This window comes from Hyphomonas sp. ske169, assembly GCF_056850855.1.
On the sequence record NZ_CP096146.1, the window covers coordinates 1,518,002 to 1,542,752 of the forward strand.

The 24,751-nt window shown below is 57.0% G+C and carries 26 protein-coding genes; 11 read left to right on the top strand and 15 right to left on the bottom strand.

Going from position 1 to position 24,751, the window contains the following annotated elements; all coding sequences use genetic code 11:
- Positions 1-22: 22 nt before the first annotated feature.
- Both MY069_RS07250 and ychF read right to left on the bottom strand, forming a co-directional pair.
- Complete coding sequence (locus MY069_RS07250; protein ID WP_482796403.1) at positions 23-1,339, bottom strand: DNA recombination protein RmuC; 1,317 nt, start codon at positions 1,337-1,339, stop codon at positions 23-25.
- 94 nt (positions 1,340-1,433) lie between these two features.
- Complete coding sequence (gene ychF / locus MY069_RS07255) at positions 1,434-2,531, bottom strand: redox-regulated ATPase YchF (RefSeq protein WP_482796404.1); 1,098 nt, start codon at positions 2,529-2,531, stop codon at positions 1,434-1,436.
- Between the two features lie 139 nt (positions 2,532-2,670).
- Between ychF and MY069_RS07260 the strand changes: the two genes are divergently transcribed.
- The gene (locus tag MY069_RS07260) at positions 2,671-3,555 is read left to right on the top strand and encodes a hypothetical protein (protein WP_482796405.1); all 885 of its coding nucleotides are present in this window, start codon (positions 2,671-2,673) and stop codon (positions 3,553-3,555) included.
- A gap of 54 nt (positions 3,556-3,609) precedes the next feature.
- On the opposite strand, the gene pth is transcribed toward MY069_RS07260, so the two are convergent.
- Positions 3,610-4,203: an aminoacyl-tRNA hydrolase gene (gene pth, locus MY069_RS07265; protein WP_482796690.1), complete on the bottom strand. Its 594-nt coding sequence runs from the start codon at positions 4,201-4,203 to the stop codon at positions 3,610-3,612.
- 95 nt (positions 4,204-4,298) lie between these two features.
- Positions 4,299-4,952 (bottom strand): 50S ribosomal protein L25/general stress protein Ctc, encoded by a 654-nt coding sequence (locus tag MY069_RS07270; protein WP_482796406.1) that lies wholly within the window; start codon positions 4,950-4,952, stop codon positions 4,299-4,301.
- Positions 4,953-5,165: 213 nt separating this feature from the next.
- Here MY069_RS07270 and MY069_RS07275 point away from each other — a divergent pair, with 213 nt between their 5' ends.
- The 3 genes from MY069_RS07275 (at position 5,166) to MY069_RS07285 (ending at position 7,567) form a co-directional block, all read left to right on the top strand.
- Positions 5,166-5,546, top strand: coding sequence for a BlaI/MecI/CopY family transcriptional regulator (locus MY069_RS07275; RefSeq protein ID WP_482796407.1), 381 nt, complete (start codon positions 5,166-5,168; stop codon positions 5,544-5,546).
- Positions 5,547-5,549: 3 nt separating this feature from the next.
- Positions 5,550-6,932 (top strand): peptidoglycan DD-metalloendopeptidase family protein, encoded by a 1,383-nt coding sequence (locus tag MY069_RS07280; protein ID WP_482796408.1) that lies wholly within the window; start codon positions 5,550-5,552, stop codon positions 6,930-6,932.
- Positions 6,933-7,048: 116 nt separating this feature from the next.
- Positions 7,049-7,567 carry a M23 family metallopeptidase gene (locus MY069_RS07285; protein ID WP_482796409.1) on the top strand — a complete coding sequence of 173 codons (519 nt, stop codon included), beginning with the start codon at positions 7,049-7,051 and terminating at the stop codon, positions 7,565-7,567.
- On the opposite strand, the gene MY069_RS07290 is transcribed toward MY069_RS07285, so the two are convergent.
- The 5 genes from MY069_RS07290 to petA form a co-directional block, all read right to left on the bottom strand.
- On the bottom strand, positions 7,564-8,496 hold the full coding sequence (locus tag MY069_RS07290; protein ID WP_482796410.1) for a ribose-phosphate pyrophosphokinase: 933 nt from the start codon (positions 8,494-8,496) through the stop codon (positions 7,564-7,566). The two genes, MY069_RS07285 and MY069_RS07290, sit on opposite strands and share 4 nt — an antisense overlap.
- A 110-nt stretch (positions 8,497-8,606) precedes the next feature.
- The gene (locus tag MY069_RS07295; protein WP_482796411.1) at positions 8,607-9,485 is read right to left on the bottom strand and encodes an S-methyl-5'-thioadenosine phosphorylase; all 879 of its coding nucleotides are present in this window, start codon (positions 9,483-9,485) and stop codon (positions 8,607-8,609) included.
- Between the two features lie 80 nt (positions 9,486-9,565).
- Complete coding sequence (locus tag MY069_RS07300; protein ID WP_482796412.1) at positions 9,566-10,507, bottom strand: cytochrome c1; 942 nt, start codon at positions 10,505-10,507, stop codon at positions 9,566-9,568.
- Positions 10,508-10,520: 13 nt separating this feature from the next.
- Positions 10,521-11,963, bottom strand: coding sequence for a cytochrome b (locus MY069_RS07305; RefSeq protein WP_482796413.1), 1,443 nt, complete (start codon positions 11,961-11,963; stop codon positions 10,521-10,523).
- Positions 11,964-11,981: 18 nt separating this feature from the next.
- Positions 11,982-12,551, bottom strand: a complete 570-nt coding sequence (gene petA, locus MY069_RS07310; protein WP_482796414.1) for a ubiquinol-cytochrome c reductase iron-sulfur subunit — start codon at positions 12,549-12,551, stop codon at positions 11,982-11,984.
- 248 nt (positions 12,552-12,799) lie between these two features.
- Between petA and hemF the strand changes: the two genes are divergently transcribed.
- The gene (gene hemF, locus MY069_RS07315; protein WP_482796415.1) at positions 12,800-13,678 is read left to right on the top strand and encodes an oxygen-dependent coproporphyrinogen oxidase; all 879 of its coding nucleotides are present in this window, start codon (positions 12,800-12,802) and stop codon (positions 13,676-13,678) included.
- Here hemF and MY069_RS07320 read toward each other — a convergent pair.
- On the bottom strand, positions 13,675-14,061 hold the full coding sequence (locus MY069_RS07320; protein WP_482796416.1) for a type II toxin-antitoxin system death-on-curing family toxin: 387 nt from the start codon (positions 14,059-14,061) through the stop codon (positions 13,675-13,677). The two genes, hemF and MY069_RS07320, sit on opposite strands and share 4 nt — an antisense overlap.
- Positions 14,058-14,285 (bottom strand): AbrB/MazE/SpoVT family DNA-binding domain-containing protein, encoded by a 228-nt coding sequence (locus tag MY069_RS07325; RefSeq protein WP_482796417.1) that lies wholly within the window; start codon positions 14,283-14,285, stop codon positions 14,058-14,060. Before MY069_RS07325 ends, MY069_RS07320 begins: the two co-directional genes overlap by 4 nt.
- Before the next feature lie 125 nt (positions 14,286-14,410).
- Between MY069_RS07325 and MY069_RS07330 the strand changes: the two genes are divergently transcribed.
- Complete coding sequence (locus MY069_RS07330; protein ID WP_482796418.1) at positions 14,411-14,848, top strand: TspO/MBR family protein; 438 nt, start codon at positions 14,411-14,413, stop codon at positions 14,846-14,848.
- On the opposite strand, the gene MY069_RS07335 is transcribed toward MY069_RS07330, so the two are convergent.
- From MY069_RS07335 to MY069_RS07350, 4 genes are read right to left on the bottom strand one after another with little or no spacing between them, the layout of a single operon-like run.
- On the bottom strand, positions 14,825-16,039 hold the full coding sequence (locus MY069_RS07335) for a CCA tRNA nucleotidyltransferase (RefSeq protein ID WP_482796419.1): 1,215 nt from the start codon (positions 16,037-16,039) through the stop codon (positions 14,825-14,827). The two genes, MY069_RS07330 and MY069_RS07335, sit on opposite strands and share 24 nt — an antisense overlap.
- Positions 16,002-16,409, bottom strand: a complete 408-nt coding sequence (locus tag MY069_RS07340) for a hypothetical protein (protein WP_482796420.1) — start codon at positions 16,407-16,409, stop codon at positions 16,002-16,004. Before MY069_RS07340 ends, MY069_RS07335 begins: the two co-directional genes overlap by 38 nt.
- Before the next feature lie 12 nt (positions 16,410-16,421).
- Positions 16,422-17,042 carry a CoA pyrophosphatase gene (locus tag MY069_RS07345; RefSeq protein ID WP_482796421.1) on the bottom strand — a complete coding sequence of 207 codons (621 nt, stop codon included), beginning with the start codon at positions 17,040-17,042 and terminating at the stop codon, positions 16,422-16,424.
- A complete protein-coding gene (locus tag MY069_RS07350) occupies positions 17,042-17,626 on the bottom strand; it encodes a DUF1285 domain-containing protein (RefSeq protein ID WP_482796422.1) in 585 nt (194 codons plus the stop codon). The genes MY069_RS07345 and MY069_RS07350 overlap by 1 nt, the downstream gene beginning before the upstream one ends.
- A gap of 67 nt (positions 17,627-17,693) precedes the next feature.
- Between MY069_RS07350 and MY069_RS07355 the strand changes: the two genes are divergently transcribed.
- Genes MY069_RS07355 through MY069_RS07375 form a run of 5 tightly spaced genes read left to right on the top strand, consistent with a single transcriptional unit; the run spans position 17,694 to position 24,747 of the window.
- Positions 17,694-18,683 (top strand): AAA family ATPase, encoded by a 990-nt coding sequence (locus tag MY069_RS07355; protein ID WP_482796423.1) that lies wholly within the window; start codon positions 17,694-17,696, stop codon positions 18,681-18,683.
- A gap of 5 nt (positions 18,684-18,688) precedes the next feature.
- Positions 18,689-19,081, top strand: a complete 393-nt coding sequence (locus MY069_RS07360) for a hypothetical protein (RefSeq protein ID WP_482796424.1) — start codon at positions 18,689-18,691, stop codon at positions 19,079-19,081.
- A 1-nt stretch (position 19,082) separates the two neighbouring features.
- A complete protein-coding gene (locus MY069_RS07365; protein WP_482796425.1) occupies positions 19,083-19,946 on the top strand; it encodes a DUF58 domain-containing protein in 864 nt (287 codons plus the stop codon).
- Positions 19,943-22,714 carry a DUF4159 domain-containing protein gene (locus tag MY069_RS07370; protein ID WP_482796426.1) on the top strand — a complete coding sequence of 924 codons (2,772 nt, stop codon included), beginning with the start codon at positions 19,943-19,945 and terminating at the stop codon, positions 22,712-22,714. Before MY069_RS07365 ends, MY069_RS07370 begins: the two co-directional genes overlap by 4 nt.
- The gene (locus tag MY069_RS07375; protein WP_482796427.1) at positions 22,711-24,747 is read left to right on the top strand and encodes a DUF7408 domain-containing protein; all 2,037 of its coding nucleotides are present in this window, start codon (positions 22,711-22,713) and stop codon (positions 24,745-24,747) included. Before MY069_RS07370 ends, MY069_RS07375 begins: the two co-directional genes overlap by 4 nt.
- Positions 24,748-24,751 lie beyond the last annotated feature (4 nt).

Genomic DNA, 24,751 nt, shown 5'->3' on the forward strand with positions numbered 1-24,751 from the left:
AGCAGCCCGCTCCCGCGCTCCTCTAAGCCTTCGCTTTCTTGATCAGTTCCAATTGCGCGCCGCTGCCCGCGTCTGCGGTGACTTCGATCCGCTTCGGGTCCGGCATCGGCTTATCGGGTGGGGCGATGGAGAGCTCTTGGAATTTCTTCATGGTCGGCATGACGCGTTTGTCGAGCGAGCTGTTCATCGCATTAAAGTGGCTCACGGACGTGTTGAGCGATTTGCCAAGCTTTTCGATATGGCTCGCCATCGTGGCGATCCGCTCATAGAGCTGCTGGCCCAATTGGGCGGCTTCGCGAGCGTTTTGGGTCATTTTCTCTTGGCGCCAAACATAGGCCACGGTTTTCGCCAAGCCGATCAAAGTCGAAGGCGTGGTGACAATGACATTTTTGGAATAGGCGCGTTCCAGCAAATCTGGAGCTGACTCAAGCGCTGCGGCGAAGAAGTTTTCGCCAGGAATGAACATCGCGACGAAATCCACTCGCTCATCCAAATTCGCCTGATAGCGTTTTGAGGCCAGCGTATCGACATGGCGTTGAACATTCGTTGCATGGCTTTTCAAATGGACATTTCGCTGGGTCGGGTCCTCAGCAGAAGCAGCGGCCATATAGGCTTCGAGCGAAACTTTCGAATCGACCACAATTTGGCGCCCGCCCGGCAAATGGATCACCGCATCCGGGCGCTGATGTCCCTCTTCGGTTTGATCATTCACTTGCTCATTGAAATCGCAATGCCCGGAAAGACCCGCCTGTTCCATAACATTGCGGAGTGTCATCTCGCCCCAGCGCCCTCCGCCTTTCGGGGCGGTCAGCGCATTCACCAGTTTGCCCGTCTCGGCGGTGTTGCGGTGCAGGCTTTCCCCGATCGCTTTGACTTGTTCCTGGATCGCGGATTTGTCTTCCGCGCGGACTTTTTCGATATCCGCGACGCGCTTTTTGAACTCAGTGAAGTTCTCTCCGATCGGTTTGATCAGTTCTCTCAACTCACCTTTGGCGCCCGCCTGGTGTTTTTTGAAAGTCTCATCCGCCATGGCGATGAAATGTTGTTGGGTCTGTTGCATGACCCCGCGCGCAATCTCGCCAAACGCTTCTTTTTGTTTTGCAGTCTGGCCGCGCAGCTCCGCCAATTGAAGTTTGCTTTCATCGGCGAGGGCGCGCTGGGTCTGCAAATCTTGCTGGGCATGCGCGAGATCGACTTCAGCCTCTTCGCGCGTCGTGCGCTCTTGGATCAGCAACTCTCGAAACTTGTAACACGCCGCCCCAAGACCCAATGCGAGCACAATCGCAATCAGGTGAATGAAGTCGAGCCCGGTCTCGCCGATAAAAATGATGGGTTTCATACACTATCCTGTACCCGATTCGGGCTAGAACATATACAGAACTTTGTCGAGAGTGAGACCAATTAATTCCTGGCCACGCGGCGCCTGAGCAGGATTAAACGTTGAACCGGAACAACATGACGTCGCCATCTTGGACCACATAATCCTTGCCTTCAGCGCGCATTTTGCCGGCATCTTTGGCGCCGGTCTCGCCGCCATTTGCGACATAGTCTTCGAACGCGATGGTCTCCGCGCGAATAAAACCTTTTTCAAAGTCGCCATGGATGACGCCCGCAGCTTGCGGCGCCGTCCAGCCTTGGCGGATGGTCCAAGCGCGCGACTCTTTGGGCCCCGCGGTGAAATAGGTTTGCAGACCAAGCAGCGCATAGCCGGCATGGATCAGGCGGTTGAGGCCCGGCTCTTCGAGCCCGAGGGTCTCGAGAAACTCGGTTTGCTCTTCGTCTTCTAATTGCGAAATCTCAGCTTCAATCTGCGCTGAAATCGCCACTGCTTGAGCGCCTTCCTCAGCTGCATAGTCGAGCACGCGTTTGGAATAGTCATTACCGTCCGCTGCGCTGTCTTCATCGACATTCGCGACATAGAGGACAGGCTTTGCAGTGAGAAGCTGCAACATGTTCCAGGCTTTGCGCTCGTCATCATCGACATCGGCGCGGCGCGCGGGGCGACCTTCATTCAATTCGGCCAGCGCTTTATCGATCAGCGCCACTTGCGCTTTCGCTTCTTTCTCGCCGGAGTTCGCCTTTTTGACCCAGTTCACTTTGCGTTTTTCAAGGCTCTCGAGGTCCGCCAGCATGAGCTCGGTTTCGACCACGGCCAAATCGGCGATCGGATCAACCTTGCCAGAGACGTGCGTAATGTCGTCATCTTCGAAGCAGCGCAGCACATAGATGATCGCATCGGTTTCGCGAATATTGGCTAGGAATTGGTTGCCCAGTCCTTCGCCCTTTGAAGCACCTTCAACCAGGCCGGCAATATCGACAAAATTCATCCGCGCCGGGATAACTTCTTTGGAGCCCGCAATCTCTGCCAGTTTGCCAAGGCGCGGCTCTGGCACCGCCACTTCGCCAACATTCGGTTCAATCGTACAGAACGGATAGTTTGCTGCCTGTGCGGCTGCCGTTTGGGTCAGCGCATTAAACAAAGTCGACTTGCCGACATTTGGCAGTCCAACGATTCCGCATTTGAAGCCCATTTGTGCCTCCACAAAAGTGTTTGGCGCGGCTTACCGTATTTTGGGGCGAAGACTAGAGGGTTTTCTCGCCTTTAACTGGAATCCACTGGCCAAACGGCTACGGAGATGATGAAATTGCGTGAAACATCAAGGACGACCTATGGCCCGCTATGACGTATTTCTGGTAAATGCCCTGGCTGATCAGGACAAAGCTGATCTGATCGTTCGCCGCTTACGCGCACTGAAATTCAAAGTACGCCATGACAAGAAGCGCGAGCACACAACCCCGACCCCCAAAGACTATCGCGACGCTGATAATTCTCAGTCTGTTCTCGTTTTATGGTCGAAAGAGGCCTGTGATACCGATCAGAGCGACAGTGATTGGGTGCATGCGATCGCCCATCATGCGCGATCTAAGCCTGGCGTATTGCTGCAAGTAGGTTTGGACAAAACCGTCCCTGACGAGCCGTTTAGCGAGGATAAGCGCTATGCCTTAAGCGGCATGGGGCCACGCAAATTGGTGAATGGCTATTTCGATCTGGTCGAAGAATTGGGTCGCCGGGATGGCCGCAAGGATTTGCGCGCCTGGATCGAGCTTAAAGCCAGCGACAAAGACGGCAAAGCAGCCTGGAAAGACAACCACCCTACCGATCCGCTTTCGCAGGCGCCGAAATCCAAAACCGCGGCGAAACCCAAACCGGTCGCAGCGATTGTCGACCCGCAAGCTGACATCGCCACCACACCGGCGCAAACCACTGCGCCAAGGCAGAAAGCTCCGCCCCTCGAGATGACGCCGCCAACTGTGCCGAAACAAACCGAGGATGTGCTGGGGCCCATCATGCTCGCAGCCGTCGGACTTGTCCTGATTGCCATGCTGATCATGAGCGCGGCGATGCGGACCAAAGCAGGCCTGCCAGCAATCGCTGGCACAAATGTGCCAACATTGGTCGCGCAGTGTCCGGAAGGGCAGATCCCATCTTATTTATTGGATGAGGAAAATCCGCCCGTTCTCGAGCCCGGCCCGATTATCGACGATACCGAATAACCCTTTTGCCTTGTCGTGAGCGACGTCGAAGGATGAGGGCTGCTTAGGTTTTACCTAAACCTGTTTCGGATCGTTTTTCGGGGCAGGCGCTAGACGCATCACTTCGGTCTGAAACCGCTCGTCGCCATGTTCAAACAAAAGCGGCAACGCGCGTGAGCAGGCTTCGATCATGGCGTCGCGCCAGGCTTCGTCTGCTTTTGAAAAGTCAGACAGAACATACGGCATGACCCGAGATTTATCGCCGGGATGGCCGACACCCATCCGGATACGCCGGACCTCTGCGCCTACATGTGCGATCATGGAACGGATGCCATTATTGCCCGAATGCCCACCGCCGCGCTTCACTCTCAGGCGCCCAGGCGCCAGATCGATTTCATCGTGGAAGATGGTGACGTCTTCGGCGCTCAGCTTGTAAAATTTGATCGCGGCTTGGGCCGCGCGGCCGGTTTCATTGTAATAGGTCTCTGGTTTCATCAAGAGCACTTTTTCGCCGCCGACCCGGCCCTCACAGACTTGGCTTTGAAACTTTCCGCGCCAGGGCCCAAAGCTATGATCGGCCGCAATCGTGTCCAGAACTTGGAATCCAAAATTGTGCCGATTGCGCAAATATTTCGCGTCTGGATTGCCCTGCCCCACCAAGATGTGCATCACGGGATCCTCTTTATTTGGCCCATCAGAATCAATAATGGCGGAACGGCCGCGAAGCCATCCCGCCATTGATTTTAAAAGCGTTCTGATCACGCCTATTCTTCGGCGTCGTCGCCAGCTTGTTTCGTCGCTTCGACTTCATCAGCCTCTGGCGCTTCTGTCTCTTCCTCAGTATCGGCAGCAATACCGCGGCCAACAATCGAGGCGATGGTGAAGTCACGATCGGTAATCGTTGGCTCCGCGCCACCTGGCAGATTGATGTCAGAGATTTTGACATTGTCACCAATATCGAGACCGGTCAGGTCAGCGTCGAGAGAATCTGGAATGCTGTCCGCACGGACGTTCAGCTCAACCGCAAAACGCACAACGTTCAGCGCGCCGCCCTTTTTGAGACCTGGAGACTCTTCTTCATTGAGGAAGTTCACGGTCACTTCAACGGTAATGATCTGGTCTTTCTTAACCCGGAACAGATCGACATGCTGAGGCTGGTCGCTCACAGGGTGCATCTGGATCGCTTGTGGGATCACCATTTGCTTTTTGCCGTCATGAACCAAAGTCGCGGTAGATGACAGGAACTGACCTGTATTGATCGCCTTAACCACCTCATTTTGCTTGAGGTTGATCGCAACTGGATCCTCACCGCCGCCGTAAAGTACACCAGGCACCAAGCCCAAACGCCGGGCTTCACGCGCGCCACCTTTACCAGTGCGCTCGCGCACGCTCACGTTAAACGTAATATCAGAAGACATATCTTTTCCTTTCGCCCTGAAGTCCGCTCCAATCTTATCCTGGAGTGACAGCCTGACAGGTACGGCCTCGCGCCGTCCTTTCATTAAGGCGCTGCCTATACGGGAAAGGCTTCGACGCGGCAACACCTGAGTTTCATGTAACTTGACTCTGTGTGCTTTACACGCGTAGTTTTACAAGTGTAGTGCGATCTGGGTCTCAAAAGAGGGAATGCCATGGCTAATCCAAACCCGTCTGAACTGGTTATTCTGAAATTTCTCTGGAACAGCGGCGCGAAGACAGCGCGTCAATTACACGAGGCTGTCGGACCATCTCAAGATTGGCAATTGTCCACCACACGCACCGTGCTTGGGCGGATGGAAGCAAAAGGCTGGGTTCAACGCAATGGCGACGTTGATCCAGTAACCTTCGAACCCCTGCTCGACCGGGTTGAAACCCTCGGAAGTCTGGTCCGGCATTTGGCCCGTAAAGTGCTCGATATGGACGGCCCGATCCCAGCCACCATGTTCGCGGAAAGCCCGCACCTGTCGGACAATGAGCTCGACGAATTGGATACCATTATCAACGCTGCAGAAGCGAAAGAAAACGGAGAGTAAAGTATGTCAGCCCTCTGGTTCATTGCGTTCTCGCTGATTTGGACCGGGCTTTTGACGGGGGGCGCTCAGGTCTTGAGCCGCGAACCCGTGCCAGCCCGTTTTGCCCACACGATTTGGCGCGGCGCGGCGTTTTTAGCGTTTCTGCCTTGGATCATTTACGGCGCCTATGCGCTCTTGCCAGATCCGATGGCAACGCCAATTCCAGACCTGCCTTATATTGGCGGCGCCGCTGAGGCCCTTTCAACCAATGCAGCCATGCAAGCGGCCACCGAGTCGTCTGCGGCACCGATTATCTCCATTATCTTGATCGCGCTGCTGATTGCCGGTTGGCTCGGGCGGATTGGCTATAATGCACTCTGTCAGATCCGGTTGCAGAACATAAAAGGCATGGCCAGCGCCAATGATAAGGTTAGCGCTCAAATCTGGGCCAAAAAGCTGGGTCTTCGGCAGACCCCAGCCACGGCGAGTATTCCGCAAGGGTCCCCTTTCCTTGCGGGTATTCGCCAACGGACAATCTATCTGCCCGAAGCAATCTCTGACCAACGCGATGCCGACATTATTTTGGCGCATGAATGCACCCATATCTCGCGCGGAGATCTGATCACTCGTCCGTTCGAGCGTTTGGTAGCGGACGTGTTTTGGTTCTCGCCCTTTGCATGGATGATACGGCGCGAGCTCGATTATTGGCGCGAAGCGGCCTGCGATGAGCAAACCGCGGCGCTGACCGGGGATAATTTCGCTTATGCTCGCGCTCTCGCCAACACCGCCCGCGTCACGCGCCCGCAACCCACGCAGGCCCTGCCTGTGGCGGCCTTCATTCTACCGCGCCACGAGACGCTAAAGAAACGGCTGACCCAGCTTCTCGAGCGAGATGCCCGGAAACCGCGTCAGCGCATGGCAATCATGGCGCTCGCCGCAGGCCTGGTTCTAGCGCCGCTCTCGCTGGCGCAAGCGACCAGCATCGTGAACAGCTCTGTCTTCACCCACCCGATCCTGATGACCTCATCTAAAATCACGGCGCCGTTTGGCGAGGTCTATTATGAGTGGGAAGATCAAAAAATCTGGCATTATGGCGTCGATCTGAAAGCCAAAAAAGGGACGGCCATTTACGCCCCAGCTCATGCGAAAGTCTTATGGGCCGGGAAGAAAGACGGGTTCGGTTATACCGTCGACATCATGATCGAAGATGGCCGGAAACTTCGTTTCTCCTCGCTGTCTAAGATTTTGGTAAAGAAAGGCCAGAAACTCAAAGCCGGCGACACGATCGGTAAAGTCGGGAAGACCGCATCAAACGCAACCGGCCCGCACCTGCATCTCGAAGTCTATAAAGACGGCGAACATGTGAACCCTGAAAAGGTCAAAGGCCTGGTATTCTACAAGTCTTGATCACGCCCAGCGCGCAAAACTCGCTAACAAGACCTTAATTGAGAAGTTTAAATTATTCTCACTTCAGAATATGCCCCTCTTATGCTTGATCCTTATTAAGCATAAGAGGGTTTTTCATGTCACGCACACTATCTGTCCTCGCACTGTCGCTCGCGACAAGCCTCGTCCCGCAATCCGTGAGCGCAAAAGAGGTTCCCTCCACTGAGGGAATTTCATTTGAGCATCCGGTGTTGCAAGAAGCCCGCATCACCGCAAAGTTTGGCATGCGCAAGGATCCGTTCACCCAGCGCCCGGGGTGGCATGGCGGCATGGATTTGGGCGCGGCCTGGGATGCCGATATTTTTGCCCCCTCAAAGGGCGAAGTCGTCTTCGCAGGGAAGAAAGCTGGCTATGGCACAATGGTAGATCTGAAAATTTCAGACGGCTGGATTCTTCGCTTTGCGCATTTGAAATCCGTCAACGTCGAGTCCGGTGATCTGATAGAGTCTGGCACTGTTTTGGGATACGTTGGTAGCAACGGGCGATCATCAGGCCCGCATCTCCACTTCGAAGCACGATTTGATGACAAACAATACAATCCAGCGGATTTGCGGAACTTGCAATTCTACGCGATCGAGAAGCAGCGCGGCGGCTAGTCGAACAGTTTCGACACACTTTCATTATTGGCAATCCGGCGGATCGCTTCGCCCAGGAGCGGAGCGACAGAGAGAACGCGCAATTTCTTGGATTTAAGATCGGCCGCTTCGGGTTGGATCGTATTGCAGATCACCAACTCGTCCATGACCGACTTCTCGATCCGGCCAACCGCATTATTTGATAAGACGCCATGAGTGATATATGCGCTCACCGCAGTTGCGCCTTTTTCCTTTAGCGCCGCAGCCGCGTTGCAAAGCGTGCCGCCGGAATCGCAAATATCATCAACCAAGATACATTTGCGGCCTTCAACATCGCCGATAATGTTCATTACTTCTGACTTGCCCGCTTCAGGGCGACGTTTGTCGACAATGGCAAGATCAGCGCCAATCCGTTTGGCAAAAGATCGCGCTCGAACCACACCGCCAACATCCGGCGAAACGACCATTAATTTGTCCGCCCCCATGCGCCGCTGGATGTCATCCACCATGACCGGCAGCGCGATCATATTGTCGGTTGGGATATCAAAGAAGCCTTGGATCTGACCGGCATGCAGGTCCATGGTCAGCACCCGGTCGGTGCCCGAGGCCGAGATCAGATTGGCAACCAGCTTGGCCGAAATCGGCGTGCGGCCATCGGTCTTACGATCCTGACGAGCATAACCAAAATACGGGATCACCGCAGTGATCCGCGCCGCTGACGCGCGACGCAACGCATCGATACATATCAGCAATTCCATCAAATTGTCATTCGCCGGTCGCGAGGTTGATTGGATCACGAACACGTCTTCGCCGCGGACATTCTCATTAATCCGGACGAAGATTTCATTGTCGGCGAAATTTTTTACCTCGGCATCTGTCAGAGGGCAATCGAGATGGTCCGCAATCGCCTCAGAGAGTGGACGATTTGCATTACAGGAAATGAGTTTCATTCGATTGCCACCTTTGCCCGACATCACCTGTCTCTGGCTTAAAGACGAAGGCCCGCTGAGTCGCAAGATGACTCTTGATTGAAGTACCCGCTTTTCGCAGCCGGTGTGGCTTAGTCGCCGAGAATCCGCCCTGCAACCGCGTCGAGCTTGGCCAGCATAGCGGGATCGCGCGCATCCGGCGAAGTAATCATCGCGTAATCAAGACAGGTCTCAATCCCGTGGGGTGACGGGGTCCGGGCCACGCCCTGTAGATTGGCCGCGAGCTGGGCCACGGTCTGTTTGGCTTTCGCGGTATTGGCCGCCATCACTTCGAGCACATTCGTGACCTCAACATGCGCTTCGTCGGCGCGCCAACAATCATAATCGGTGACCATGGCGATCGTCGCATAAGGCAATTCAGCTTCCCGCGCGAGCTTGGCCTCTGGCATATTGGTCATGCCGATCACATCACAGCCCCACGCGCGATACATATGGCTTTCGGCACGCGATGAGAATTGCGGGCCTTCCATGGCGAGGTAGGTCCCGCCTGAATGAACCGTCGCGCCAGTTGCTGTCGCGGCATCTCCGGCAAGACCGGAGAGCCGCGCGCAAATCGGATCCGCCACAGAGACGTGCGCGACCATGCCGGGGCCAAAAAAGCTCTTCTCGCGAGCAAAAGTGCGGTCGATGAACTGATCGACCATAACAAACTGCCCAGGGGCATATTGCTCCTGCAAAGATCCGCACGCCGAGATCGACAGCACATCGGTACACCCCAAACGTTTGAGCGCATCAATATTGGCGCGATACGGCACCGTGGTCGGCGTCAAACGATGGCCTTTGCCGTGTCGGGGCAGAAAGACGAACTCAACCTCGCCGACATGTCCTTGGATCAAAGCATCAGATGGTGCGCCCCACGGCGTGTCGACACGGACCTCTTCAGCGCCCTCAAGCCCATCAATTTCGTAGAGGCCTGACCCCCCAATCACCCCGATCCGCCATTTTGACATCGTGTAACTCCTTGATGTGAAAACCCCGCCCTTGGAGCAATCCAGGGCGGGGTCGTCAATTCACGTGGCCGTGTTGCAGACTAGTGCTCTACGTTTCGCCAAATTCGCTTGTATGAGAACCAAAGCAGGATCGATAGCAGCACCAGGTACAGCATCACTGGCAGCGCCAGAGACTTACGCTGACTTTGTTTTGGATCACCTGCCCAGTGCAGGAATTGCGCGACATCATAGGCCATTTGAGCCGTGGTTGCCTCTGTGCCGTCGATATACTCGACGCGGCCATCCGGCAGCTGCGGTGCCATAGCGAGGAAACCGCCATACGGCACGTGACGGGGGTCACCATCCCATTGCGGGGTCGCGTCACCGGCAAAGTACGGATTGTAGTAAAGACCTGTCGGCTGGGTGAGGGTGCCGACTGTCTCGCCTTCGTCGAACTCGAGATAGTTCACGTTGAGACCATCTTCGCCGACTTTGGTTTTGATTTTGTCGTCCTTATAGCCGGTCATCAGCGAGTAAACGTAAGACGCGCCTTCACCTTCAGCGCCATGTCCGCGCGCTTTGGTGATCACCGAAAGATCTGGCGGCAAGGCGCCACCATTTGCCGCCATCGCCGCTTGGTCATTCGGATACGGTGACCGGAATGTGTCGGCTGGGATGGCGGGACGATAGACTGGATCACCAGCATCATCAGGATTTGGATCGAGAACTTCAATCTCGGCGGCGATCGCTTTGACGAGCGGATTGTCGTTCGCGTTCTTATACTCGTCGCTATAGAACGGCCCGCCTTTCTCACCGAGATTACGGTAAGAGAGAAGCTTCATGCCGTGGCAAGACGAACAGACTTCTTGATAGACCTGGAAGCCGCGCTGAACGCTTTCTTTGTCGACCTGACCAGCAGGCACTTTCGCAAAAGGCCAGCCTTCTTCAGGCGCGTGCGCGTGCTTGGATCCACCTGCCGCGGAAGCGGTTAGTCCCAGAGCCATCGCGCCAAGACCTAAGAGGAGAGGACGGAAGAGTTTCATATCCGTGATATCCTTATTCGGCTGGCGCCGCCGCCGGCGCGTCATGTCCAAGAATGGACTGGTGAATGGAATCTGGCTCGCCTTTCGGACGCTCTCTGAGACCCAGGATTGGCAGGATCAACAAGAAGTAGGCGAAATAGTAAGCCGTCATGATTTGCGACAAGTGCAAGAAGCGGAAGGCCGGTGCTGGCTGAATGCCGAGCGACGCGGTTGCACCCGCAGCATTTTGCTCATCGCGGAATTGAGCCGCCGCTTCATAGGCTTCGAAAACCCGCGTGCCTTCGACACCTGAAGCATCTGTATAGCTGACCACGAGCTTGTCTTCACCCATTGAGATGACCGGGTCATCCGGGTTTGACGCGCCGCACCAGCTGAGCAGCAAACAGGCCACGACAAAGCCAAGGAAGAACTGTTTCGCCACTGGGCGATAACGCATCGACTTCACTTTAGACGTGTCGAGCCAAGGCAGCAGGAACAGAACCGCAATCGAGCCGAACATGAAGATCACGCCCAAAAGCTTCGCTTCGATTGGACCGATATTAAACGTGATCGCCCGCAGGATCGCGTAGAACGGCAAGAGATACCATTCCGGCACAATGTGCGCTGGGGTCACCAGCGGGTTCGCTTCGATATAGTTGTCTGCGTGGCCAAGAACGTTTGGTGCGTAGAAGACAAAAGCCGCGAAAATGATCAGGAAAACGACAATCGCAAACCCGTCTTTCACCGTGTAATAAGGGTGGAACGGGATCGTGTCTTTCTCGACGTCCTGAACTTCTTTACCGGTTGGGTTATTGTTACCAGGTACGTGCAGCGCCCAGATGTGTAGGATCACAACACCCGCAATCATAAAGGGCAGCAAATAGTGCAGCGAGAAGAAACGCTGCAAGGTTTGGTTGCCTACAGACGGACCACCCATCAGCCAGCTTTGAATGCCTTCACCAACCAGCGGAATAGCGCCGAACAGGTTGATGATCACGTTCGCGCCGTGCAGCGACATTTGTCCCCATGGCAGCATATAGCCGAGGAAGGCTGTCGCCATCATCAGCAGGAAGATCACGCACCCGAGAAGCCACAAGACTTCGCGCGGGGCTTTGTAAGAGCCATAATAGAGGCCGCGGAACATGTGGACATAGACGGCGAGGAAGAACATCGACGCGCCGACCATGTGAATGTTTCGGATCAGCCAGCCAAATGGCACATCGCGCATAATCCGCTCAACCGAGCCAAAGGCCTGATCGACGGTTGCGGTATAGTGCATGGCCAAGACCACGCCGGTAATGATCTGGACCGCCAAACAGACGGCCAAGATGCCGCCGAATGTGTACCAATAGTTCAGGTTCTTTGGTGTTGGAAAATCGACAAAGCTGTCATGCGCCAGGCGGATGATCGGCAGGCGATCATCAAGCCATTTTTCGATGCCAGTATTTGGCTTATAGGTGGACTCGTGTCCGCTCATCGGTCTCTTGTCCTTCCTTTAGAGTGAAATCTTTACGAGCGTGGGCGAAACCCACTCATAATCTGGAACTGGCAGGTTCGAAGGAGCTGGGCCCTTCCGAATACGGCCGGATGTATCATAGTGCGAGCCGTGGCACGGGCAGTACCAACCGCCATAGTCGCCGACACTGCCTTGCGCTGGACCAACCGGCACACAACCAAGGTGGGTACAGGCACCAGAGGTGATCAGGATCGCCGGATTATAAGTCCCGTCGGGAAGCTCAACCAAGCGCTCTTCATCGGTTTCTGGATCTGGAAGTTTGGCCACGTCGGTATTTACCGCTGCAGCTACCTCTTCCGGGGTGCGGTGGCGCAGGAAGAAGGGCTTACCGCCGATCAATACGCGAATCTCGCCGCCCATGGGGATTTTTGAAATATCGACTTCCAAGCTTGAGGCCGCTTTGGTGTCGCCCGCAGCATTCATTTGGTCGATGAATGGATAGGCAACGAGCCCTGCCCCGCCGACAGTCGCCGCAATTGTTGCGATGTGGATGAAATCCCGGCGTTCTTCATCTACCTGTTCCGGGGCCGTCGTATCAGATGCGCTCACGTCTTCTCTTCCTTCGGCATAACTTTGCAGCCTAAATACACAGATTGGGGAAAAGCATCATTGCGGCGCAGCGCCGCAAGCTTCCTCCCCATTAACTCTGCCCGCCTAGCCTGCCTCGCAAATGTTTTCAAGCGGTTGAAACCGCACAGGATGCGACACAATTTCCACCCCTGATACGGGACTTTACCGATAGGGTTGGGCCCAACAGAGTTTTAGCGCTGCCGCAGATTTAAGAGTAGAGACCCCTCATGACGGACCTTGAGACCCAAAAGCACCGCGCTGCCACTTGGTTTAAGAGCCTGCAAGACGACATCATTTCACGATTCGAAGCCTTAGAGGACGAAGCGGGACGTCCGCTTTATTCTGGTACTCCTGGCCGGTTTGAGAAAACCGAATGGACCCGCGGCGATGGTGGCGAAGACCTGGGCGGCGGCCGCATGGCGATTATGCGCGGTAAGTTCTTCGAAAAAGTCGGTGTCCACTTTTCAGAGGTCTATGGCTCATTCTCCGAAGCGTTTCGCGCGCAAATCCCGGGCGCTGACGAATCAGATGGCCAGTTCTGGGCGGCAGGGGTCTCGCTGATCGCACACCTGCATAATCCGCGTGTTCCAGCGGTACACATGAATACCCGCATGCTGGTCACGTCTGAGAGTTGGTTTGGCGGCGGCGGCGACCTTACCCCTTTGCTAGACTATCAACGCAAGCCCGATTTTCCGGATACAGTGGATTTCCACCAAGCGATGAAAGCGGCCTGCGATCCTTATGATGAAAGCTGGTATCCAGACTTCAAGCAGCGCTGCGATGAGTATTTCCACCTCGCCCATCGCGACGAACCGCGCGGCACTGGCGGCATCTTCTACGACCGCCACAATACAGGCGATTGGGAACGCGACTTCGCCTTCACACAAGATGTCGGCAGACAATTCGCCGAAATATACTCGAAACTCGCCCGCCGCCGCATGAATGAAGGTTGGACCGAAGCCGAGCGCGACGAACAACTGATCCGCCGCGGCCGCTATGTTGAGTTCAACCTACTCTATGACCGCGGCACAACATTCGGCCTCAAGACGGGCGGCAATGTGACCAGCATTCTGTCCTCAATGCCGCCCGTGGTGAAATGGCCTTAAGCGAGCGGCTCGACATGCTCGCGGAGCCACTCCGCAAAATCGGTTTGATCAATTTCGCCGGAAGCTAATGCCAACACTTTAAGAGTTGCTTCAGCTTCGCTGGCCACCAGCATCTGGCCATTGATCAGTAGGAACGTCGCTGCTGACAAAAAGCCAGTTCGCTTGTTTCCGTCCACGAAAGGATGATTGCGAACGATCCCGAACGCATACTCAGCAGCAAAATCAAATAAGTCGCCGTCGCCATAATTCGCCCGATTGACCGGGCGCTCGAGCGCACTTTCGAGCAATCCCAAATCGCGGACACCCTCAGGTCCGCCATGTTCAGCGAGGCATTCAGAATGAAGGATCAGAAGCGTTTCTAGTTTGAGCCATTTGGCCGTCATTTGGAAAGTTCTCGCAAAGTGTTGCGATAACGCTTCGCCATTTCCCGTCCCGCTTTGACTTGTTCAGAAACCTCCGGATCATAGACATCAAGCTTATACCCATTCGGCGTCAGCGTGAGGAGGAGCTCATCGCCCTCGCCAACTTTGAACCGGGACAAAGCTTCTGAAGGGATCACAACGCCTAAAGAGTTGCCGATTTTTCTGACTTTGAGTCGGTCTGACATACCTTACTCCACTGTTACAACAAAAGTTATAACACATTTCAGGTGACGATGGAAACGGGCTCTGTTACGCCTCGGGCATGACTCAATCCCGTCCGGCGACTCTTATTACTATCCTCATCGCGATTATGACCGCCGCGACCGCCGGATTAGGCGCCGCTGTTTCAGGGGGCAGCGAGGATGTTTGGTATTTCGCGCTGGAAAAACCGGGCTTAACCCCGCCCGATATCATGTTCGCTGTGGTGTGGCCTATCCTGTTCGTGCTCATGGCGTTTGGCGCGATCCTAGTGAGGATCAAAGCCGGGAGTTTTGCCGCAAGTTCAGCCGCGCTGGGGCTCTATTTCACCCAGCTCGCGTTAAACCTGTCTTGGAGCTGGCTCTTTTTCGGCTTCCACCAAGTCCTGATCGCGATGATCGTGCTGGTTGCCCTTTGGATCCTGATCTTCGCGATGATCCGCGCGTTTGCAAATCACTCTAAAGCCGCCGCAATCCTGCAAGTGCCATACTTATTGTGGATCAGTTTCGCCGGCTATTTGAACGGCTCAATTCTGTTGCTCAATCAATAGCGGCAGCAGCGCATCTCGATCCAAATCGAAATCGCTCTCGACCCAGACTTTCGCCACCCGGCTCAGCGCCTCGCCAATCGCGCGGCCTTTGAGGCCTGCCGATAAGGCATCATCGCCATTGATTGGAAACTCGGGTCGGCGCCAAGCCCGCGCCGCGGCCAACAGGTCTCGGACATCTGCACCTGCCAGCATCGCCCGGTCCACCACCGCCTGTTTGCCATGCCAGTATAGCGTCGCCCGCAATTCCTTGGACTTCATCCCAACCGGTTCTGGCAGATTATCAGCCGCCCACATGGTCAGTCTCGCTGTCTCGTCATTTGACAGGCGCAAAGCCTGTCCGGTCTGCTGCACGGCCAGCGCCGAGCGCGGCAGCAGCGCCATTAATCGCAGCATGGGATCGGGTTGAACGCCGGTCAGTTGCTCAGTCAGCTCCAAATCATGCAGACCATCCGCGCCCTTATGCTCAGGTAACACTTCATCCAGCACGCCGCTTTTGCTCATCGCGATCACCGCAGCTCGCGGCATCTCAGCGGCCAGGAGTTTCTTGAACTCTTTCCAAATCCGCTCAGCCGCGATTTTTGATAGGCCCTCGCTCTGCCGCTCGCAGGCGGCGAGGCCGTCAGCATCGATCCCGGCGCCATACCACGCATTGAAGCGGAAGAAGCGCAGGATGCGCAAATAATCCTCGCGCAGGCGCTGATCGGCATCACCGATAAAGATCACCCGGCCCGCCAGCGCATCATCATAACCGCCACCAACCGGGTCAAACACTTCACCATCCGGGGTGGCATAAAGCGCATTGAGCCGGAAGTCGCGGCGTTGCGCGTCTTCTTCCCAATCTTCGGTGAACGCCACCACAGCTCGGCGGCCATCGGTTTCGACATCGCGGCGAAGACTGGTGATCTCAAATGGCTGATGCTCCACCACCGCTGTCACTGTGCCATGGTCGATACCGGTGGGGATGGCGCGTATACCTGCGGTTTCAAGCGCTTTGAGTGTCTGTTCGGGCTCAAGTTGGGTAGCGATATCAATATCGTCCACAGGCCTGGCCATGATGGTATTGCGCACGCAGCCGCCCACGAACCTTGCGCAGCCGGACCGTTCAGCCTCGAGCGCAGCTATGACGTTTCGAGTCGGTTCAGCGGTCAGCCAATCAGCGTTCAGGATCTTCAAGGGTTTCTGCCGTGTCATCGTCAATCTCAATCGGCGTTCCGTCAAAATTGCGCGGTTCGCCGACCCCTTCTGCGGTCCCGCCCGGGTCTTCCGCGCGCGGCAGCCCGATGGACCCAAGATCTTTCTCACAAGGATAAGTTTCTCCCGGCACAAGCACACCATCGACGATTTGGCTCGGGCGGTAGCATTCTTCGCGCCCACCGCGATCGAGAAGGATCAGAATAAGCCAAGAGCCAACGGCTAAGACCAAACCAGCGCCAAATAGCAGCCGGATCGGCCACGGTTTGCGACCTTCCTGTTCGGCTTCAGTGATCGCCATCCGATACAGCGCGAACAGGATGAATGGCAGCGCAAAGAGGACAAGTTGGACGAAAATACGGGGTGCCACGCGGCAATCTCCTCAAGTCTCATATAGGTTTGCGTATAGATCACGAATGATGCCCGCCGTCACACCCCAGATCCGAAAGCCCTGCCAAGGCATTTCTGTGAAAGATCGGTGCTTGCCTTTATAAAAGGCGGTGCCGGTTTGGTGATTGGCGGCATTGAATAGAAAATCTAGCGGGGCCTCAAACACATCCGCGACCTCGGTTGGATCTGGTTGCGCCTGAAAATCATATGGTAGCACGCCGATCACAGGCGTAATCCGAAACGCGGTTCCGGTGACATAAGGCGCAGATCGGGCAACCAGCTCGACTGTGTCGGGGACCACGCCAACTTCTTCTTCGGCCTCACGCAAAGCTGCGGCGACCTCATCGGCATCGACCGGATCGACCTTTCCGCCTGGAAACGCGACTTGCCCAGGATGCGACGCCATAGTGTCTGGGCGGCGGGTCAAAAGCGCGGTTGGGCCTTCTATTCGCGGGATCACTGGAATCAAAACGGCGGCCGGGCGGATCAGTTCAATATGATCCTCATCGACAAAATCCAGATCGCCAACCTCACCCAGCTGGCCATCACCGCTGATTGGATCGAGGCGATCCGTCGCCCGTTGCAGGAAATCATCTAAAGTCGAAAAACTCATCAGGCGGCAGGCCCCAACGCAAAAAACTGGCCTTGCGACCAGACACCCAGCTGTCCCGCGCAGCCTTCATAGGCTTCGGCCATCTCTGCAAGCTCATAGAATACCGGACGTGAAAGCTTCGCTTCCAAGCCGCCGCGTACCAACACGTATGGGCTGGGTTCGAGCGTATCTGCATCGGTCTCAACCCGCAGCGGCAGTTCAGGTCCGGCTAAAGCCACATCGCCAAGATTGGTAGTGAAGGCCAATGTCTGATCTCGCCCCGGCGCGCCGACCCGATCGACCCGCACCGCCGTGAACGGGGCGTCTTCAACATGGACGATGACTTTTTCGTAGGGCGTGACCAGATAAATCTCGCCATCCGGATCTTTGCGCAGGATCCGCGAGAACAGCTTCACCAAACGGTCGCGCTTGATTTTTGAGCCTTCATACCACCAGCTGCCATCGCTGCGAATTTCCATTTGAATATCGCCGCAATTTTGCGGATTCCATAGATGAACAGGCGGCAAAGGCCCATCAATCCCATCAGGGGCGATGGCCGCTAAGACCTGCTCCAAGGAAATGACAGAATTTCCATCTGTTTTCATGTGGCACTCCGCCTTGTTCTCGCCTAGACCTAGTGCGACTGATGTAGATAGTGAAGATGGAGAGCTCATGGCAGCCGATAATCCGGCCATTGTGGCGCAGGCAGAAGCCGCTGGCGACACGCTCGAAAAAGTAAAATCTGAGATCGCAAAAGCAGTGTTTGGACAAGAGCGCGTGATCGAACTCGCTTTGTCTGCGATTTTAGCTGGCGGACACGCGCTTTTGATCGGCGCGCCGGGGCTGGCAAAGACCCGATTGGTCGAAGCGATTGGCACCGCGCTTGGGCTCGATAATGCGCGTATTCAGTTCACGCCAGACCTGATGCCGGGCGATATTCTCGGCTCAGAAGTCTTGGATGAAGGCGCCGATGGCAGCCGCGCGTTTCGCTTCATCAAAGGCCCGATCTTTACCTCGCTCCTGATGGCAGATGAAATCAACCGCGCCTCACCGCGCACCCAATCTGCGCTCTTACAAGCGATGCAGGAAAAACATGTCACCGTGGCCGGGGTTCGCTACGACCTCCCTGCCCCATTCCACGTGCTCGCGACCCAAAACCCGATTGAGCAAGAAGGCACCTATCCGCTGCCAGAAGCCCAGCTTGACCGGTTCTTGTTGAAAGTGGATGTGACCTATCCTGATCTCGACACCGAACGGAAAATCCTCGTCGAAACAACAGGCGGTGACGAACAGGTGGTTCAGACCGCCCTATCAGCAGAAGACCTTATGGGCCTGCAGGCTCTCGTCCGCAAAATGCCAGTCGGTGAGAGCGTACTCAATGCCATCCTCAGCCTAGTTCGCGATGCCCGACCTGAACAGACCGGCGATGAGCGGGTTCGCCGTTTCGTCGATTGGGGACCAAGCCCGCGCGCTGGCCAAGCCTTGATGCTCGCTTGCCGCGCCCGCGCCCTGCTCCGAGGCCGCCTCGCACCCAGCCTAGAAGACGTCGAGGCCTTGGCCGAACCATGTCTCGCCCACCGGATGGGCATGCGGTATGACCCAACCGGCGAAGCGCCAGGCCTACAGCACCTGATCGACGATCTTGTCAAAAAGGCCGCCTAGTCTCGATGCGTCTCGCTTTTGTTGCCTCACTCTTGGCATTGACCGCGGCGTGTAGCCCCGTGGATCCGATCTCAGATGCAGAACGAGCCGACATTGATTGCCTCGCCTCTCAGACCGTGATCGCGATCACTGAGGCCATTCGTGACGGCACTGAGAATGGCGCCTCGCCTGACGAGCTCGCCGACATCCCGGACGCTCAAATCCAAGCCGCCCGCAAACAGCTGGAAGCTCGGTATTCTGGCCGCATGGATGACGCATTTCTAGAATATGACATCAATCATCGGCTGCAAAAGATTGAAGCGGCGCTACGCGCGCCTGACCAGGACCCCGAGGCCAAGCAAATTATGATGGAAACGCTAGAGCTTGGACGAAATTGCGATTTCGAGGGTCAGAGCTGACATGATCTCGCTCTCCACCTTGCGCGCGGATGCTGAGGCGCTGGTCCGCCAATTGCCGGGCTTATCGCTGCAAGCTGCCGCCGCGGATGTCATCCATCCTGGCGCTGCCGGCCGAAAACGCGCAGGCTCTGGAGAGCAATTCTGGCAATATCGACGGTATGCTCAGACCGATGCGGCTGATCGCATTGATTGGCGGCGCAGCGCCCGGGGCGACGAGTATTTCGTGCGTGAGACCGAACTGGAAACAGCTCGTACGGTCCTGTCTTGGATCGACCCGCATCAAGGCTTTGATTGGTCGAGCGAACCTGGACGGGAAACCAAAGCCGATCGCGCCCGCACCATCCTATTGGCGCTCAGCATTGCGCTTGCCAAAGAGGGCGAGCGGATCGGCTTGATCTCTGGTGCGCGAGCCCCAAGCCTCGGCAAAGCCGCGCCTGATAAGCTCGCCGAAGATATGCTCGGCCCGGTTCAAAATGCACTTGAGCCGCCACGCGCAGACGCCGTCGCCCTGATCGCCAGCGATTTCTATGATGGCATCGAGGTTTGGCGCAAACGCCTCGCCCCGCTGGCGCAAAGATGTCGCCATGGCGTTCTGTTTGCGGTCTCGGATCCGATTGAACATAGCTTTCCGTTCAAGGGCCGAACGAAGTTCTCACGTCCAGGCGCGACGCTCGATCGCCTGTTTGGTCGTGCCGAAACCGTTCGCGACGAATATCTCGAAAAACTAAACGCCCACGAATCCGCTTTGTCCGAGCTCGCCATCGGCATGGGCTGGGCTTTAGTCAAACATCGCACAGACGAAACCGCGCTAAAAGGCGCAGCTGCGATGCAATTCGCTCTGGAGCAGTTTGGGGGCAAAGCGTGACGCTCGGCCCATTCCTCTTGATGGCGCCGCTCACGCTCTTGGGTTTGGTCGCCTTGCCGATCATCTGGTTCATCCTGCGCGCGACGCCGCCATCGCCAAAACAAGCGCAATTGCCCAGCCTGCGCCTGCTTGATGATGTTCAGCCGAATGAAGAAACGCCAGACCGCACGCCTTGGTGGATTTTGCTCTTACGGCTTGGCGCAGCCGCGCTCGCCATTCTCGGGCTGGCGCAACCAATCTATGCGCCAAACGTCTCGCCGCCTGGCACAGAATCTGGACCTGTTCTGGTCGTCGTCGATGATGGCTGGACCAGCGCGCAGCGGTGGAGCGAGATCCGATCAGCCGCGCTTTCCGCCCTGAATGGCGAGGCGCGCGATACCCCCGCTCACATTCTACTGACAGCGCCCCGGGCCCTTGCCGCAGATCCAAGTGAACGGCTCGACCGAGCAGGATTTGAAGCGCGGATCCGGTCGCTGCAACCGCAACCATGGGGCATTGATCGCGATGATGCTCTGTCTCGCTTGCAAGCCAGTCAGGTCCGACCGGGCCGTATCTTATGGCTCAGCGATGGCTTAGACCCGGAAAGTGCCGGCCCATTTGCCCGCGCCCTAAACGAGTTGGCACCGCTCAGCATCTATGCCGCCACGCCGCGCGGACCGATGGCGCTGACCCGTTTGCAAGGCGATGCGCAAGGGGTCGCCATAACCGCTCGCCGGGCGCGCTCTGAAGATGCATCGACGCATTTTGTCTCGGCGCTGACTTTGGATGGGGCCGCACTCGCGACCGCGGACCTTGACTTTACGGCGGGCGAAAACGCTGCGACCGCGAATTTCTCGCTGCCGCCCGCTGCGTTGGCGCGTGTGGCGCGCTTTCAGGTCACCGGCGCAGCATCTGCGGGCACCGTTTGGCTCTGGGACAGTGCAGACCGGACCCGCCGGGTTGGCTTGGTCAGCGGTGACAGCACGGCCCAACCGCTTTTGTCGGATATCCATTATGTTCGCAAAGCCCTCGAACCGTTTGCGACGATCTCTGAAGGCGAGTTGACCGACCTGATCGAAGAAAACCCAGACGCAATCATCCTCACCGATATTGGTCAAATCGATAGCGACTCGCGCGCCGCCGTGACGACTTGGATCGAAGAAGGCGGCGCACTGATCCGATTTGCCGGGCCGCGAATGGCGGGTCCGCAAGCCGTGTCTGGATCAGACGATTTGGTGCCTGCGCCCCTGCGCCGATCCTCCCGCGCAATTGGCGGCACGCTGACCTGGGAAGAGCCGCAACCGCTCGGAACGTTTCCGGAGACATCTCCTTTTGCCGGGCTGACCCCGCCCGAAGATATCCGTGTGCGCCAGCAAGTGCTCGCACGACCTGGCCCGGAACTCTCGCGCCGCACTTGGGCGCGCTTAGCTGATGGCAGCCCGCTGGTGACAGCAGATCGCCGCGGCGAAGGGACATTGATCCTGTTTCATGTGACCGCCGGACCAGATTGGTCAGACCTGCCTTATGCAGGCGTGTTTGTGGACATGCTCCGCCGCTCGATTGCGGCCGGTCGCGGCGAAGCGATCAGCGATGAAGAAGGCCTCTATTCACCAGCTCTGACCCTGAATGGCGCCGGTCGCCTGACCCAGCCAAGTGCAGGCGCCACACCCTTGCGCGCTGCAGATTTCGGCGCCGTGGTGCCGTCCGAAGAACACCCTCCAGGGCTCTATCAGGGCCCCGCTGGTACCCGCGCCCTCAACATCGCCGCAGAATATTCGCCAATGGCCGTGAACAATTGGCCTGCGGCCGCGACGCTACTCGGCGATACAGAAGCCAGAACACTGCGGCTCGGCGGCGTGTTGCTCGCTATGGCCATGCTCTTGCTTTGTCTTGATTTGATCGTGGCCTTGGTGTTGGCGGGCCGTCTTCCTGCGCTCCGCAAAACAGCTGCGGGACTGGTCTTGGTCATCGCATCTGGAACCATGTTCGCGCCCGGCGAGGCGTTCGCCCAAGCAGAGCGCAATGTCGATAAGGAAATCGCCGCCGCGCTCGAAATGCGGCTGGCCTATATCGAAACCGGCGATGAGCGCACCGACCGTGCAACCAAAGCCGGTCTTGAAGGCTTGAGCCTCGTCCTGTTCCGCCGCTCGAGCGTTGAGCCTGCTGCCCCGCACGCGGTTAATCCCGAGACCGATGCGCTGGACGTCTATCCCGTGCTGTTCTTGTCGCTGCCTGAAAATCCAAGCCCAATGAGCAGCACTGCGGTTGCCCGCCTCAATGCCTATATGCGCAATGGTGGTGCTCTATTCATCGACACACGGCGCGGCGGCAATATTGGCGGCCGCAACAGTTTTGAAGGCCTCGACCAAGTCCTGCCGGGCCTCGACACGCCCGCCCTCGCTCCTGTGCCGGTCGATCATGTTCTGACCCGGTCATATTACCTGATCCAAGGCTTTCCGGGCCGGTATGAGAACCGCAATCTTTGGATCGAAGCGACGGGCGCGGCGGACAAAACAGAACGCCGAGGCGATGGCGTCAGTCGATTGTTTGTCGGCGACGCAGATTATCTCGCCGCCTGGGCCATAGATGAACGTGGTCGGCCGATTTATTCCGTCGATGGCGGCGACATTCAGCGCGAGATGTCGGTTCGGTTCGGCGTCAACCTGATCATCTACATCCTGACCGGGAACTACAAGGAGGATCAGGTTCACATCCCGGCCCTGCTCGAACGGCTCGGCGAAGATGAAGGCGTCGGTGATTTTGATCTCGAAGACGAGGTCATCCCATGATTGAAGCGTCCCGCCTGACATTTGATCCCTTGATTGGGTGGCCGCTCTTTTGGGGCTTGATGGCACTTTGCGGGCTCACGCTAGCCGTCTATTTGATCGCATTTCGGAAAGCCTGGCTGACACGAACACTTGCGGCCGCGCTTGGGCTCTTGGCGCTGTCTAATCCGGCGATTGTGGAAGAGGAGCGCGAGCCGCTACCGTCGGTTGCGGCGATCGTCATTGACCGATCCGACAGTATGGAATTCGGCGCGCGGGAAACCATTGCCAGCGCCGCCTATGCGAGCTTGCAAGATGAACTGGATTCTAATCCCGCGATCGATTTGCGGGTGGTTGAAGTCGAAACCCAAGGCGACGGCACGCGCTTGATAGGGGCGCTTGAAGGCTTGATGGCCGATGTACCGCGCGACCGTATCGCTGGGTCGCTTCTGATCACAGATGGCCAAGTGCATGATCTACCCAGCGATCTCAGCCGGATCAGCGAACTCGGGCCGGTTCATGCGCTCATTACCGGCGATCCCGATGCCAGCGATCGCCGCATCACCCTGGTTGAAACACCGAATTTCGACATTGTCGGCGACGCGGCTGAATTCGTCGTCCGGGTCGATGATCCCGAGGGCGGCACGGTGCCGCTCATGTATGCAATGAATGGCGGACGGTCTCAGGCGCAATATGTCGAAGCGGGCGAAGACACGAGCATTTTCATCGAAGTCGAGCGGCGCGGGGACAATATCGTCGTGTTCGAGACCCCTGAAGGCCCGCAAGAGCTGACTCTCGCCAATAATCGTACCGCCGCGACCATTTCTGGCGTGCGCGATGGCCTTCGTGTGCTTTTGGTTACAGGCCGCCCGAACGCGTCGGGGCGGGTATGGCGGGACCTGCTCAAGTCTGACCCATCGGTGGATCTTGTTCACTTCACCATTCTGCGCCCGCCTTATAAACGCGATGTCACCCCGCTTGAGGAAATGGCGCTGATTGCCTTCCCAACCGAGGAATTGTTCGAACAGAAGCTCGACGGTTTCGACTTGATCATCTTCGATCAGTATGAACGACGCGGTGTGATCACGATGGGCTATCTCGCTGATGTAGCGCGCTATGTGGATGAAGGCGGCGCTTTGCTGGTGGTTGCAGGTGAGAGTTTCGCGGGCGGCGCCAGCCTGGCGCGGACGCCTTTGGCAGGGATTCTGCCGGCTCTGCCGACGGGCGAGATCATCAATACAGACGTGCTGCCAACGCTCTCGCCTGAAGGCATGCGCCATACGATCACCGAAGACTTTACCGGTCGGCGCTGGGGCAAATGGCTGCGCTATATTCAAGCGCGCTCGGATACAGGTGATGTCCTGATGCGCACCGAAGACGGCGCCCCGCTCTTTGCTGTGGATCGGGTTGGAGATGGCCGTGTCGCGCAGCTTTTGTCTGATCAAATCTGGCTCTGGGCGCGCGGCTATGATGGCGGCGGTCCCTTCTCTGATTTGATCCGTCGCTCCGTCCACTGGTTGATGAAAGAGCCAGAGCTCGACGAACGACAGCTACAATTGCTCGCGCAAGGCGACACCGTCCGCGCCAATTTGCGCACGCTAGCTGATCGCGCGGCACCGCTGATCATTGAGACGCCAGATGGCAGTTTCTTAGAGCCAGACTGGCGCAATGACGGACCTGGCGCCTGTAGCGCCGAAGTGCCGGTTGATCAGCTCGGCCTCTATCGCGCGCAATCTGGCGGCTTGGAAGCGGTGGCGCTCAATGGCCCTGCCAATCCGAAAGAATTCGCGGCATTGGAGGCGACTGGAGATGTCTTTCGCCCGCTGACGACACTTTCCGGCGGCGGCGTCTTCAACCTAGAACGCCCCGACCAACGTCCAAATGTGCGCCTGGTCGGCCGCCGCGCTGACGCAAGCGGAAACAATTGGCTGGGGCTCAGAGAACGCGGCGCTTATGCGGTGAGAAGCTCAACCAGCTTGCCGCTCTTGCCTGGTCTCTTAGCCATCGGCCTCATCCTCCTCGCCCTCCTCGCCGCCTGGCGCCGCGAGGGGCGCTAAAGAA

Coding starts and splice junctions, on each gene's coding strand:
- MY069_RS07250 (WP_482796403.1), bottom strand. CDS start 1,339: ATGAAACCCATCATTTTTATCGGCGAGACCGGGCTCGACTTCATTCAC.
- ychF (WP_482796404.1), bottom strand. CDS start 2,531: ATGGGCTTCAAATGCGGAATCGTTGGACTGCCAAATGTCGGCAAGTCG.
- MY069_RS07260 (WP_482796405.1), top strand. CDS start 2,671: ATGGCCCGCTATGACGTATTTCTGGTAAATGCCCTGGCTGATCAGGAC.
- pth (WP_482796690.1), bottom strand. CDS start 4,203: ATGCACATCTTGGTGGGGCAGGGCAATCCAGACGCGAAATATTTGCGC.
- MY069_RS07270 (WP_482796406.1), bottom strand. CDS start 4,952: ATGTCTTCTGATATTACGTTTAACGTGAGCGTGCGCGAGCGCACTGGT.
- MY069_RS07275 (WP_482796407.1), top strand. CDS start 5,166: ATGGCTAATCCAAACCCGTCTGAACTGGTTATTCTGAAATTTCTCTGG.
- MY069_RS07280 (WP_482796408.1), top strand. CDS start 5,550: ATGTCAGCCCTCTGGTTCATTGCGTTCTCGCTGATTTGGACCGGGCTT.
- MY069_RS07285 (WP_482796409.1), top strand. CDS start 7,049: ATGTCACGCACACTATCTGTCCTCGCACTGTCGCTCGCGACAAGCCTC.
- MY069_RS07290 (WP_482796410.1), bottom strand. CDS start 8,496: ATGAAACTCATTTCCTGTAATGCAAATCGTCCACTCTCTGAGGCGATT.
- MY069_RS07295 (WP_482796411.1), bottom strand. CDS start 9,485: ATGTCAAAATGGCGGATCGGGGTGATTGGGGGGTCAGGCCTCTACGAA.
- MY069_RS07300 (WP_482796412.1), bottom strand. CDS start 10,507: ATGAAACTCTTCCGTCCTCTCCTCTTAGGTCTTGGCGCGATGGCTCTG.
- MY069_RS07305 (WP_482796413.1), bottom strand. CDS start 11,963: ATGAGCGGACACGAGTCCACCTATAAGCCAAATACTGGCATCGAAAAA.
- hemF (WP_482796415.1), top strand. CDS start 12,800: ATGACGGACCTTGAGACCCAAAAGCACCGCGCTGCCACTTGGTTTAAG.
- MY069_RS07320 (WP_482796416.1), bottom strand. CDS start 14,061: ATGACGGCCAAATGGCTCAAACTAGAAACGCTTCTGATCCTTCATTCT.
- MY069_RS07325 (WP_482796417.1), bottom strand. CDS start 14,285: ATGTCAGACCGACTCAAAGTCAGAAAAATCGGCAACTCTTTAGGCGTT.
- MY069_RS07330 (WP_482796418.1), top strand. CDS start 14,411: ATGACCGCCGCGACCGCCGGATTAGGCGCCGCTGTTTCAGGGGGCAGC.
- MY069_RS07335 (WP_482796419.1), bottom strand. CDS start 16,039: ATGACACGGCAGAAACCCTTGAAGATCCTGAACGCTGATTGGCTGACC.
- MY069_RS07345 (WP_482796421.1), bottom strand. CDS start 17,042: ATGAGTTTTTCGACTTTAGATGATTTCCTGCAACGGGCGACGGATCGC.
- MY069_RS07350 (WP_482796422.1), bottom strand. CDS start 17,626: ATGAAAACAGATGGAAATTCTGTCATTTCCTTGGAGCAGGTCTTAGCG.
- MY069_RS07355 (WP_482796423.1), top strand. CDS start 17,694: ATGGCAGCCGATAATCCGGCCATTGTGGCGCAGGCAGAAGCCGCTGGC.
- MY069_RS07360 (WP_482796424.1), top strand. CDS start 18,689: ATGCGTCTCGCTTTTGTTGCCTCACTCTTGGCATTGACCGCGGCGTGT.
- MY069_RS07365 (WP_482796425.1), top strand. CDS start 19,083: ATGATCTCGCTCTCCACCTTGCGCGCGGATGCTGAGGCGCTGGTCCGC.
- MY069_RS07375 (WP_482796427.1), top strand. CDS start 22,711: ATGATTGAAGCGTCCCGCCTGACATTTGATCCCTTGATTGGGTGGCCG.